Raw genomic sequence first — 12,578 nt, 5'->3', positions numbered from 1 at the left:
AAAAACGCGACGGTTTTTAGCTCGCTGTTACAAGCTGAATTATTCCAAATCGTAACACACCAAATCGCCATCTTCATTTCCAGCCACCAAACTTAGCGGGCCTCCATTCCTTATTTTTCCAATCGACAACTCAGTGTTGCCGGTTAATGGGAAACCGGGGTATACTTTCCCTGATGATTCAAGCAAGAAAAGCTCATTAGCATCTGCATCGCAGAAGCCTATCAGTTTTTTTGTTGCAGAATTGGCATAGGTATTAATCCCGTGTATATCATTATCATATTTTTCCTCAACCAGCTTTTCTCCTGACTCCGTATAAACATACAACCTGTTTTTATCGGCAAATACAAACTCCGGTTTTCCATTACCATTAATATCGGCCACTTTAAATTCGTGTTCCGAAGACAATTTGGAAGTTTCCTTTTTAGCGTATTTCCCATCAAAAAACAAGTAATACACATCGCCGTCTTTACTTGAATCAACAATTTTCGCAATACCATCAGTATTTAAAGTCACGTCATTTGCCGACGGCGTATAGTTTGCCGGGGCGTTTACCCGCGTCTCTCCCCTCCGGTTCTGAATATAAACTTTGGCGTTATCTTTAAAAACAATATAATCTTTATTATTTACCCTAAAATGGTGAACCGGATTAGTAATCAATCCTGAGGTTTTACCAAACTTCCATCCTGAAATAATATTTCCTTCGTGATTATAGGCATACACTTTCTTGTCGTTGCAGGCTATAAAATAGCGATAACGATTATTGTTATCGTAATCAAAAACACTAACTCTATTGCTTGCATTTGCTTTTAAAACGATAGGAAAATTTGCTACTTTACTACCCGTACGATCAAGCAGGTAAATTTTTTCGTTCGTATTAAACAAGTATTGCAAACGGCCATTATTGTAATAATCAACCTGCTGAATTTCGCCAATAATTTTACCGGATATTGGTATACTCCAAACTATTTTCCCATCGGCGGTTATTAAATGTAGCCGGTTATTCTCATCCTGTACAATAATTTCCTTCTCAGCCTTATTTCTATGGTTAACCACAATTTGTGGCTTACCTGTTACTTGCGCTCCAAGATTACATTGCCAACGTGCACGCACATCTTTTTTAGGTTTTAACTGATAGGCCAATTGTACTGAATTAAAATAAACATTATTCTCGCATACAACCTGCCAACTTATTGCATTAAATTTTCTGAACACCTCCTCATTCTTTTCCAATCCTTTATTTAATTCAGATGAAAACAATTCATGACGTATTGGGTAAATGTTATTTACATTTGCATAAGCAGTCAGGTTGGCTTTATTTTCTGCCGACTTGTTTATTATACCGTAATCTGCATCTGCCTTTAGATTCATTCCGGAGTCCAAATCGTTGAGGTACCTTTCAAGCCCATTTTTCGAGCTGGCAAATACCAGCCAGTCGTCGCGGAAAGCAGCAAACCGGGCCTGTGTAAACTCAAAAGCCCCACCCAGCCAAATACCGGGCAACGAAGGATACGGAAAAGTATAAATGCGGTAAGTTTGTCCCTCGCCGGTAGCACAAGTGCTTGTTAAGCTACTAAATTCAATGGCTTTGCGTTTTGCATAGTTCTTTAGCAAGTTTTCAAACTGCTCACGGTTGTCGTTGCGCGATGGATTATTTACAAGAAACAAGGTTGTCTTTTCGTTTTGGGCCGGCACAGTGGTTACTGCTGCAATAACCCGATCTTTTACCAGATTACGTAAGCTTTCGCGACTATCTGTGCGGAAATTCCTTTCCATCATTTTTAGTTGCTCTTCGCGCACATAGTAGGCTTCAGCGTGTACAAAATACTCCTCAAGGTTTTGAAAAAACAAATCGCGATCGGAAAATGAGAACGCTAAATAAAAAGACGTATTTTTAGGCAAAACGCGATCAGAATTACAACTTACAGCCTCTTGCCCTTCTAACACCGACAAGAAATGATTTAAAGAATCATCGGCTGCAGTAATACCACTTAGGGTTAATCGCTCATTGTAAAAGCTAAGATCCAGCTCACTCCAACTGGCATAGTTTTTTATGTCCAGTACATCGCGCTTGTAATTTATCCTTTCGGTTTCGCCAAACTCGTTAACTACTTTTTTGGTTTTTGCATTAAGAAAATTTGCCCACAGTTCAGGGAAACGCCTATGATTAATATACCACGACACATCTGATTGGCTGGCCACCGTTTTATTTACCAGTTTAAAATACTTATTCTCGCTAATTCCCGGCACGTTTAATTGCCGTATACATTTTTCTACCAGTATAACTTCGGGGCTAATAATTACAAGGTTTCCGGCAACACTATAACTCAGCACATTTGTACCGGTTGCATTGGGCACATCAACTATTGTGTATCCGTTGTAATTTCTTTTCTGAAAAGTAGTTTGCGGAATTCCGGTAAGCTTTTCAATAAGAAGTTCAAGCCCCTGACGTTCTTTTGCATTTTTGAGCGTACTAATAACGACAGGGTACAATACATTTTTTCCAACAAAATCGAGCGCCAGCACGAATGGCCGGTTACTGAAATTGTTTTGAATTTCGGCCTCGTTCTTTATTACATTTTGTATAAACTGGATTTTATTTAGTAAGCGATTAAATTCGCCAACTCCTGCCAATTCCTGAATAACAGGATTTTCGGCTGGTAAAGCTTTTAAAGCATTCGCTTCTAAAAAAACGGGGGAGGTTAGAGGTACCGCTTTATAGAGCGACGACTCTTTTGTAAAAACCTGATCGTTTTTTGTAAAATACAGAAAGCCAGCCACTGCTGCCGCCAAAACAAGAAGTATGATTACGAGGTTCCGCTTCATTTTTTATTCTTTTTGTCAAAAGTAATAATAAGCTAACGCTTCAAACCTTCTTTTTCGTTTATGAAATTAAATATTGATTGTTAATAATTTAAGGGTAACAAAAAAGGCCAGGAAAAACCTGGCCCTTTACTATTTCATTTCAATCGGATTTTACAAAGTTTTGGCAACTTCAACTTCGTGGTAAGCTTCCACGTGGTCGCCAACTTTTATGTCGTTAAAATTCTCGATGTTCAAACCACATTCATACCCGTTCTTCACTTCTTTTACGTCTTCTTTAAAACGTTTCAGCGAGCCTAATAATCCGGAATAAATAACAATTCCATCGCGAATTACACGAACTTTTGAGTTACGGGCAACCTTACCATCGCGTACAATACAACCGGCAACCGTTCCCACTTTTGTTATCTTAAATGTTTCCAGCACCTCAACAGTTCCGGTAATTTCCTCTTTAATATCCGGAGAAAGCATACCTTCCATTGCGGCTTTTATTTCGTTGATAGCATCGTAAATAATCGAATACAAACGAATATCAATTTGTTCGCGTTCTGCCAGTTTACGGGCATTTAACGATGGCCTAACCTGGAACCCAACCACAATAGCCTCTGATGCTGCAGCAAGTTGAATATCGGATTCTGATATTTGACCCACCCCCTTGTGAATGATATTGATTTGGATTTCTTCGGTAGACAGTTTAATCAACGAATCAGACAGCGCTTCGATTGATCCGTCCACATCACCTTTCACAATCAGGTTCAGTTCCTGGAAGTTACCAATGGCGATACGACGACCAATCTCGTCAAGTGTAATGTGCTTTTGTGTACGTAATCCCTGTTCGCGGGCGAGCTGTTCACGCTTATTGGTAATGTTACGAGCTTCGCGCTCACTTTCCATCACATTAAACTTATCGCCTGCCTGTGGAGCACCATTTAATCCAAGGATAATGGCTGGCTGTGCCGGGCCAACAGCATCAACTTTCTGGTTACGCTCGTTAAACATTGCTTTAACGTGGCCGTAATACTGACCGGCAATAATAATATCTCCAACACGAAGCGATCCGCTTTCAACCAACAGGGTAGAAACATAACCTCTACCACGGTCAAGCTCCGATTCGATAATTGTTCCTTGTGCTTTTTTATCAGCATTGGCCTTCAGCTCAAGCATTTCAGCCTCGAGCAAAACTTTTTCAAGAAGATCTTCGATACCAATACCATTTTTGGCTGAAATATCGTGCGACTGGTATTTACCCCCCCACTCTTCAACCAGGTAATTCATATTGGCCAGTTCTTCTTTTATCTTTTCGGGATTGGCTCCCGGTTTATCAATTTTATTTATTGCAAAAACAATAGGTACTCCTGCAGCGGCTGCGTGGTTAATTGCCTCAATGGTTTGAGGCATCACGTTATCGTCGGCAGCAACAATAATAATCGCAATATCGGTTACCTGTGCACCACGTGCACGCATTGCGGTAAATGCTTCGTGCCCCGGTGTATCAAGAAAAGTGATATCTCTTCCGTCTTCGAGACTAACATGGTAAGCACCAATATGCTGGGTAATACCTCCGGCCTCACCGGCAATTACGTTGGTATTCCGGATGTAGTCGAGTAACGAAGTTTTACCATGGTCGACATGCCCCATTACCGTTACAATTGGCGGACGTGGCTTCAAATCTTCCGGGCTATCCTCTTCTTCCTCAATAGCTTCCTGAATCTCAACACTTACAAATTCTACTTTGTAGCCAAATTCTTCGGCAACTACCGAAAGTGTTTCTGCATCAAGACGCTGATTGATCGACACAAACAATCCGAGCGACATACACGACGATATAATTTCGTTTACACCAACACTCATCATGGTTGCCAATTCAGCTACAGTAACAAATTCGGTTACTTTCAATACATTCTGGTCCAGCATTTGCTGTTCCATATCTGCCTGCATCTTTTCATTGGCAGCTGCACGTTTATCGCGTCGGTGCTTGGCACCTTTTTTCGACTTTCCTTTTGTGGTAAGGCGTGCAAGCGTATCTTTTATTTGCTTTTGTACATCCTCCTCGTTAATCTCCTTTTTGAGCGGGCGTTTTTTCTTACCGGCTTGTTGTTTATTGGCCTGGAATTTACCACGTGGACGATCGCCTTGTTGTTGTTGTCTGTCAACACTAACTTTTCCGGTGTCTTTAGCAATACGTTTTCTACGTTTTTTTCGGTTGCTTTGGTCGCCGCCGCTTTCTTGCTTTTTCTCAGGCAAATCAATTTTTCCTAATACAGTTGGGCCACTAAGCCTGTTTGCTCTTGCTTTTATAACATCGTCGCCACCTGTTTTTTGCTGCGATTGATTATCTTTTGCCTGACGCTCAGCGTTTCTTTGTTTTTGTCTTTCCTTGCGCTCTTTTTCACGCTCTTCCTTGGTTTTTTTGGCAGGCCGGGTTTTTTGATTCATGTTACTCAAATCAATTTTCCCCACAACTTTTACCTCATCAACCTTTGGAACTTCAGTTTCCAATACTTTATCTTTTGGTTTTTCTTCAACTGCTTCGGGAGTTTTTTCAACTTCCTTTTCAACTTTAGGAGCAGTTTCTTCTTTTATTTTTTCAACCTTTTTCTCAGGCTTTACTTCTTCTTTTACGGGAGCTTCAGCTTTTACCGGCTTTTCTTCAACCGATTTAGGGGCCTCTTTTTTCTCTTCTTTCTTTTCGGCTGCCGGTTTATCTTCTTTTGGTTGCTCCGGCTTCTTTTTCGGTTTATTGATCTGGTCTAAATCAATTTTATCAAGAACCGTAACTTTTACTTCTGGCTTTGAGATTACCTCCTCCTCTGGTTCTTTTTCTACCTCTTTTTTAGCAACAGGCTCCGTCTTGGGTTCTTCTTTTACGGGCTCAGCCTCCTCTTTGTCCATCGAAATTACTTCTTTTCTGGGACGCTGACTTTTGAGGTTCATTTTTTCCGATTCTTTCTTGATGGTAATATCTGTCTTATATTCCATTTCAAGAAGTTGCACGGCATCTTGCGTAACTTTAGTATTCGGATTTGAATCAATATCATACCCTTTTTTGTGCAAGAATTCAACAATGGTATGAATACCTACATTGAATTGCCTTGCCAATTTACTAAGTCGTGTTGTTTTGCCTGCTACCATATAATTTCTTGTTTACTTTTCTAAATTTCTATGAATAAATTCTCTATTTTCCAATAAGAAACTTATTCAAACTCTGCACTAAGGATTTTCAGAACGTCATCGATGGTTTCTTCTTCGAGGTCAGTTCTTTTAATCAATTCAGATCGAGGGATATTCAATACATTTTTGGCGGTATCGCATCCGATTCCTTTTAAGGCATCAATTACCCATCCTTCAATTTCATCTGCAAACTCATCAAGGTTTACATCCTCATCGTCTTCTTCCATCTCTCGGTATACGTCAATCTCGTAGCCTGTAAGCTGACTTGCCAGGCGGATATTTAGTCCTCCCTTACCAATGGCTAGCGATACCTCTTCCGGTTTTAAGTACACCTCTGCTTTTTTACTTTCTTCAATTATTTTAATTGAATTAATTTTTGCCGGATTTAATGCACGTTTAATAAACAGCTGAAGGTTTGCCGAGTAATTAATTACATCGATATTTTCATTGCGTAACTCACGCACAATACCATGAATTCGCGAACCTTTCATACCAACACATGCTCCTACCGGGTCAATTCGCTCGTCGTATGATTCAACAGCAACTTTTGCGCGTTCACCGGGTACGCGTACAATTTTTTTAATGGTAATCAGTCCATCAAAAATTTCGGGAATTTCCAGCTCAAACAGTCGCTCAAGGAAAGCCGGTGCTGTACGCGATAATATAATCAGTGGATTATTATTTCGTAATTCAACTTTGTAAACAATAGCTCTAACGTTATCGCCTTTTCGGAAATAATCAGAAGGTATTTGTTCTGATTTTGGAAGAATCAGTTCGTTACTCTCATCATCAAGAATAAGAATTTCTTTTTTCCAAACCTGGTATACTTCACCGGTAACAATATCGCCAATCTTATTTTTGTATTTTCCGTAAATATGATCTTTCTCCAGCTCTAATATTTTGCTGGCCAGATTTTGGCGCAAATTTAAAATTGCACGACGACCGAAATCGGCCAGTTTAACCTCATCGGTAACTTCTTCACCTACTTCGTAATCTTCGTCAATTTTTAAGGCATCGCTTAATGTAATCTGCAAATTCGGATCTTCCAGCTCATCATCGGCAACTACCTCGCGGTTTCTCCAAATTTCAAAGTCGCCTTTATCAATATTGATAATAACATCAAAGTTCTCGTCCGTTCCGTACTGACGGATAAGTACGCTGCGGAATACTTCCTCCAGCACACTCATCATTGTAACCCTGTCAATGTTTTTTAGCTCCTTAAATTCGGCAAAAGTATCTATCAGGTTAATATTTTCCATCTTGCGTTACTTTATTTAAATGAAATAACCGCTTTCGCACTTTTTATTTCGTCGTATTTTAAATTATGTTTTTTTACCACCAATTGCTTTTTCTTATGCCCCTCCACTTTTTCTCGTTTCGAGGTTTCAAGCACAATTCCTTCTTCACTATTTTCTAAAAGTACACCTTCCAGTTTTTGGTTTTCCAAAGTTACTACCTCAATTTCTTTTCCGGTGTATTTTTCGTACTGTTGCTTTACTTTAAAACGTTCTGTTAACCCAGGAGAAGAAACCTGCAACGAAAAATCCTCCTCGTCTCTGTCGAGATTATGCTCTACATTTCGGCTAACAGAAATACACTGTTCAATGGTTACTCCATTATAACCATCAATATAAACATTAATATCGTTGCCGGCGCTCACGGTTATATCAACAATAAACATCTGATCATCAAGACGTTCATTCACCAATTCCAATATCTTTTGTTTATCTATCATTTTGCCTTATGTAACAAAATAGGGAACCATCGGTCCCCTAAAAACTTCGTTTTTTAGAAAATTCTCGGCAAAAATAGTAATATAAAACAACATTAACAAATTCCGACACCTATCTTAAGGCTCTGATTTTAAACTAAAAAATCATTAACCGTTTTCTGTGTATAACAATTTATTTTTTATTCTTCTGTTCGTTTTATTTCAGAAATAAAACATTGTCTTTTGCATTAAGGAAAGTTTTTTAATTTTAAACTACTGAATAGGCAGACAAGTGCAACAAATTCAATTAAATAAAAAGAAAATAATTAACGACCCGGTTCTGGGCTTTATCAACCTTCAGTCTGAAATTATATTTGATTTATTGGAGCATCCCGTATTTCAACGCTTACGGCAAATTAAACAGCTGGGCCTGTCATACCTTGTTTTTCCCGGTGCCAACCACACTCGTTTTGAGCACGCCATTGGCACGGTATATTTAATGCGCCAGGCCATTTCGGTTTTGCGTTTAAAAGGGCATCAGATAAGCGATGATGAAGCAGAAGCCGTTACCATTGCTATTTTGCTTCATGATATTGGTCATGCGCCTTTTTCTCATGTTCTTGAAAATACACTGGTAAATATTTCGCACGAAGAAATATCAGTGATGATAATGCAAGAGCTGAATAATGAATTTAATGGCCGGCTCGATCTGGCCATTCGCATTTTTACCAACACTTACAAAAAACACTTCCTGCACCAACTGGTTGCAAGCCAGCTCGACATGGACAGACTTGACTACCTGAGCCGCGACAGTTTTTTTACCGGGGTAGTTGAGGGGACCATTGGTACCGACCGGATTATTAAAATGCTGAACGTACATAACGACCAGCTGGTAGTTGACGTAAAAGGAATTTATTCAATTGAAAAATTTCTGATTTCGCGTCGTCTAATGTACTGGCAGGTGTATTTGCATAAAACAGTTGTTGCCGCCGAGTTTCTGCTTATTAATGTTTTAAAACGCGCCAAAGATCTCCTGATTAAAGGAGAGTCGCTTTTTGTAACGCCAACTTTAAATATTTTCCTTACCAATACCTTTACTCCAAAAGATTTTCAAAACAATATTCAAATAAATGGAAAAGGCGTATTAGGCTGGTACACTTTGCTTGATGACAACGACATTCTGATATCCATAAAAGAATGGCAAAACCATAGCGACCCGGTACTCTCCAAATTATCGGAAAGTATTACTAACCGAAAATTACCGCGCACTAAACTGCACGACAAACCCCTTTCGGCAAGTAAAGAACAAAAGTACCTTAAACAGATTGAGAAAAACATTATTGCCGACCCGGAAATGGCCAGGTATTTTTTAATGACAGGCCTGATTACCAACAATGCATACAATAAAAATTTAGAAAATATACTTGTGCTATACAAAGACGGAACCGTAAAAGAAATAAACGATGCATCAGACATAAATCTCTCTGCACTGGGCAAAACCGTGAAGAAGTATTTTGTGTGTTATCCCAAAGAATTGGACATTTACTAGTTAAAACCTATATTTGCATCGCCAAAAAAACAGATAATGGATTTTAAAGCTACAGACATTGCCTCCTTTCTTAACGGAGAAATAGTTGGCAATGCAGATGTAAAAGTTTCAAATGTTTCGAAAATAGAAGACGGGAAACCGGGTACGCTAGCCTTTCTGGCCAACCCAAAATACGAGAATTACATTTATGAAACCAAAGCCTCGGTTGTTCTGGTAAATAAAAGTTTTATTCCGAAAGAAGAAATTCCTGCTACTTTAATAAAAGTTGACGACGCCTATCAGGCGTTTGCTTCGCTACTCGAACTTTATGTACAAGCCAAAGCCAGCATGAAACAAGGAATTGAACAACCCAGTTTTATTGCTGAAACAGCAAGCGTTGGCAACGATGCCTACGTTGGGGCCTTTGCCTATATTGGTAACAATGCAAAAATTGGAAACAATGTAAAAATTTACCCGCAGGTTCATGTGGGTGAGAATGTTATTGTTGGCGATGATTGCATTTTGTACCCGGGAGCAAAAATATACGACGACTGCGTAATTGGCAATCGCTGCATTATACATTCGGGCGCCGTAATCGGGTCTGATGGGTTTGGATTTGCACCTCAGGAAGATGGAACATTCAAAAAAATTCATCAGATTGGCAATGCCGTTTTAGAAGACGATGTTGAAATTGGCGCCAATACTACAGTAGATTGCGGAACAATGGAGTCTACTGTCATAAAAAAAGGCGTTAAACTCGACAACCTCATACAAATAGCACATAACGTTGAGGTTGGAGAAAACTCGGTAATGGCTGCACAAACCGGTATTTCAGGGTCGACAAAAATTGGCAAAAACTGCATGTTTGGCGGACAGGTTGGCCTTGGCGGACACATAACTGTTGGCGACAATGTAACGCTTGGCGCACAATCAGGAGTTGTATCAAATTTAAAAAGCAATCAAACTTTACTTGGTTCACCGGCTATCGATATAAAGACAGCCATGCGTGCTTATGTACTTTTAAAAGACCTGCCGGAAATTCGCCGCGATGTGCTCCAGCTGAAGAAAACAATCAATACAGACAAAAAAAACTAAGAAATATTTCACTTCCCTATGGTGGTAAAACAAAAGACGTTAAAGAACTCATTTAAAATTGAGGGGAAAGGCTTACATACCGGTGTTAATGTAACTATGAATTTTTTACCGGCACCTGAAAACCACGGCTTTAAATTTAAACGAGTAGACCTTGAAAATAAACCAATTATTGATGCCGACGTTGATTTGGTTATCGATACTTCGCGCGGAACGCTACTTGAAAAAAACGGAGCCCGAATTGGAACCATTGAACATGCACTTGCTGCACTTACCGGGATGGACCTGGACAATGTGCTGATTGAAGTAAACAACGAGGAAGCTCCAATTATTGATGGTAGCTCGAAATATTTTGTTGAAGCAATTGAAAAAGCTGGCATTGTTGAACAAGAAGCCGAAAGAGATTATTTTGAAATAAGTGAAAAGATTGAAATCTTCGATGAAAAATCAGGTTCGCACATTATAGCGCTACCGGATAATGATTACAGCTTAAATGTGATGATTTCGTTTCCATCGGCGGTTTTAAACAACCAGTATGCAACATTAGAGTCAATAAAAGATTTTAAAACGGAAATTGCCGAATGCCGTACGTTTGTTTTTCTTCGCGAAATAGAATTTTTGCTTAGCCACAATCTTATCAAAGGTGGCGACCTTAACAATGCCATTGTTATTATCGACAAAGAAATTAGCCAGGAAGAACTGGACAGGTTGGCTGATTTAACCAATCACCCGCGGGTTGAGGTAAAAGCACAGGGCATATTAAATAATCTTGAGTTGCATTTTGATAATGAATGTGCACGCCACAAGTTGCTCGATGTAATTGGCGACCTTTCGCTATGTGGCAAGCGGATTAAAGGCCGGATTATTGCCTCAAAACCAGGGCACGGTCCTAACACCATTTTTGCCAAGGCCTTAAAAAAACAATGGAAAAAAGAGGCTGAAGCAGCACCTAAATGCAATCCGAACGACGAACCATTAATGGATGTTAACCGAATAAAAGAACTGTTGCCTCACCGGTATCCATTTTTATTGGTAGACAAAGTAGTTTGCATTCAGGAAGATGAAATTATTGGCATTAAAAACGTTACGGCAAACGAACCGTTTTTCCAGGGGCATTTCCCAGACGAACCCGTTATGCCAGGTGTTTTACTTGTTGAAGCGATGGCTCAGTGCGGAGGATTATTGGTTTTAAGCCAGCAAAAAGGGAAATTTGCCACTTACTTTATCCGAATCGACAATGTTAAATTCAGGAAAAAAGTTATCCCGGGCGACACCCTGATTTTTAAATTAAAATTAACTTCGCCGATCAGAAGAGGAATAGCCAACATGAAAGGGGTTACTTATGTTGGCGACAAAATTGTTGCCGAAGGAGAATTTATGGCACAAATTGTAAAAAAAGAAGATTAATCAAGACAGTATAAGATGAAACAACCACTAGCTTATGTCCATCCCGATGCAAAAGTTGCAGATAATGTAGTTATCGAGCCTTTTGTTTCCATCGACCATGATGTTGAAATCGGAGAAGGGACAAGAATTGGTTCTGGTGTAACCATTTTACCGGGAACCAGGATTGGTAAAAACTGTAATATTTTTCCGGGAGCTGTTATTGGAGCCGTTCCGCAGGATTTAAAATTCAAAGGCGAATATTCAACAGTTGAAATTGGCAACAATAATACAATTCGCGAATTTGTAACCATAAACAGAGGTACAGCTGCAAAAGGTAAAACAGTACTTGGCGACAACAATTTGTTAATGGCCTACGTACACGTGGCTCACGATTGTAAAGTGGGAAGCAACATTATTCTGGTAAACAACGTTCAGTTGGCCGGAGAAGTTCAGGTTGACGACTGGGCCATTCTTGGTGGCATGTCGGCAGTTCACCAGTTTGTTCGTATTGGAACACACGTAATGATTTCGGGCGGATCGCTTGTTCGCAAGGATGTTCCACCGTTTATTAAAGCAGGCCGCGAACCACTTTCGTATGTAGGTATTAACTCTATTGGCCTACGTAGGAGACAGTACAATAACGAAAAAATACGCGAAGTACAAGATATCTACCGTTATATTTACCAAAAAGGACTAAATACTGCTCAGGCTGTTGAAATAATTGAAGCAGAAATGCCGGCAACACCTGAACGCGATGAAGTATTGCTTTTTGTAAAAGACTCGAAACGTGGAATTATTCGAGGATATTTCCCCGATTAATGACTACAAAAAACATTAAAAAAATGCCATCACTATCTGATGGCATTTTTT

General features: G+C 39.5%; 8 protein-coding genes. 4 read left to right on the top strand and 4 right to left on the bottom strand.

Features of this window, described 5'->3' with window-relative positions; translation table 11 throughout:
- Window positions 1-39 precede the first annotated feature (39 nt).
- The 4 genes from QZ574_RS03970 to rimP form a co-directional block, all read right to left on the bottom strand.
- Window positions 40-2,823 carry a hypothetical protein gene (locus QZ574_RS03970; RefSeq protein ID WP_297087009.1) on the bottom strand — a complete coding sequence of 928 codons (2,784 nt, stop codon included), beginning with the start codon at window positions 2,821-2,823 and terminating at the stop codon, window positions 40-42.
- A gap of 150 nt (window positions 2,824-2,973) precedes the next feature.
- Window positions 2,974-5,952: a translation initiation factor IF-2 gene (infB, locus tag QZ574_RS03965; RefSeq protein WP_297087007.1), complete on the bottom strand. Its 2,979-nt coding sequence runs from the start codon at window positions 5,950-5,952 to the stop codon at window positions 2,974-2,976.
- A gap of 62 nt (window positions 5,953-6,014) precedes the next feature.
- Complete coding sequence (nusA, locus tag QZ574_RS03960; RefSeq protein ID WP_297087005.1) at window positions 6,015-7,250, bottom strand: transcription termination factor NusA; 1,236 nt, start codon at window positions 7,248-7,250, stop codon at window positions 6,015-6,017.
- Between the two features lie 11 nt (window positions 7,251-7,261).
- Window positions 7,262-7,726 carry a ribosome assembly cofactor RimP gene (rimP, locus tag QZ574_RS03955; RefSeq protein WP_297087003.1) on the bottom strand — a complete coding sequence of 155 codons (465 nt, stop codon included), beginning with the start codon at window positions 7,724-7,726 and terminating at the stop codon, window positions 7,262-7,264.
- A gap of 268 nt (window positions 7,727-7,994) precedes the next feature.
- On the opposite strand from rimP, the gene QZ574_RS03950 reads away from it, so the two are divergent.
- Genes QZ574_RS03950 through lpxA form a run of 4 tightly spaced genes read left to right on the top strand, consistent with a single transcriptional unit; the run spans window position 7,995 to window position 12,527 of the window.
- Entirely contained in the window at window positions 7,995-9,251 is a 1,257-nt protein-coding gene (locus QZ574_RS03950) for an HD domain-containing protein (RefSeq protein ID WP_297087002.1), read from the top strand.
- Window positions 9,252-9,287: 36 nt separating this feature from the next.
- On the top strand, window positions 9,288-10,325 hold the full coding sequence (lpxD, locus tag QZ574_RS03945) for a UDP-3-O-(3-hydroxymyristoyl)glucosamine N-acyltransferase (protein WP_297086999.1): 1,038 nt from the start codon (window positions 9,288-9,290) through the stop codon (window positions 10,323-10,325).
- 18 nt (window positions 10,326-10,343) lie between these two features.
- Entirely contained in the window at window positions 10,344-11,729 is a 1,386-nt protein-coding gene (locus QZ574_RS03940) for a bifunctional UDP-3-O-[3-hydroxymyristoyl] N-acetylglucosamine deacetylase/3-hydroxyacyl-ACP dehydratase (protein WP_297086997.1), read from the top strand.
- Window positions 11,730-11,744: 15 nt separating this feature from the next.
- Entirely contained in the window at window positions 11,745-12,527 is a 783-nt protein-coding gene (gene lpxA, locus QZ574_RS03935; RefSeq protein ID WP_297086995.1) for an acyl-ACP--UDP-N-acetylglucosamine O-acyltransferase, read from the top strand.
- Window positions 12,528-12,578 lie beyond the last annotated feature (51 nt).

The sequence above is a fragment of the uncultured Draconibacterium sp. genome (genome assembly GCF_913063105.1).
In the GTDB taxonomy this organism is placed as follows: Bacteria; Bacteroidota; Bacteroidia; order Bacteroidales; family Prolixibacteraceae; genus Draconibacterium.
Note: the sequence above shows the minus strand (reverse complement) of the source record. Positions and strands in the feature narration are given on the sequence as shown.

Excerpts from the sequence above, each read along its gene's own strand:
- QZ574_RS03970 (WP_297087009.1), bottom strand. The coding sequence starts at position 2,823 with ATGAAGCGGAACCTCGTAATCATACTTCTTGTTTTGGCGGCAGCAGTG.
- infB (WP_297087007.1), bottom strand. The coding sequence starts at position 5,952 with ATGGTAGCAGGCAAAACAACACGACTTAGTAAATTGGCAAGGCAATTC.
- nusA (WP_297087005.1), bottom strand. The coding sequence starts at position 7,250 with ATGGAAAATATTAACCTGATAGATACTTTTGCCGAATTTAAGGAGCTA.
- rimP (WP_297087003.1), bottom strand. The coding sequence starts at position 7,726 with ATGATAGATAAACAAAAGATATTGGAATTGGTGAATGAACGTCTTGAT.
- lpxD (WP_297086999.1), top strand. The coding sequence starts at position 9,288 with ATGGATTTTAAAGCTACAGACATTGCCTCCTTTCTTAACGGAGAAATA.
- QZ574_RS03940 (WP_297086997.1), top strand. The coding sequence starts at position 10,344 with ATGGTGGTAAAACAAAAGACGTTAAAGAACTCATTTAAAATTGAGGGG.
- lpxA (WP_297086995.1), top strand. The coding sequence starts at position 11,745 with ATGAAACAACCACTAGCTTATGTCCATCCCGATGCAAAAGTTGCAGAT.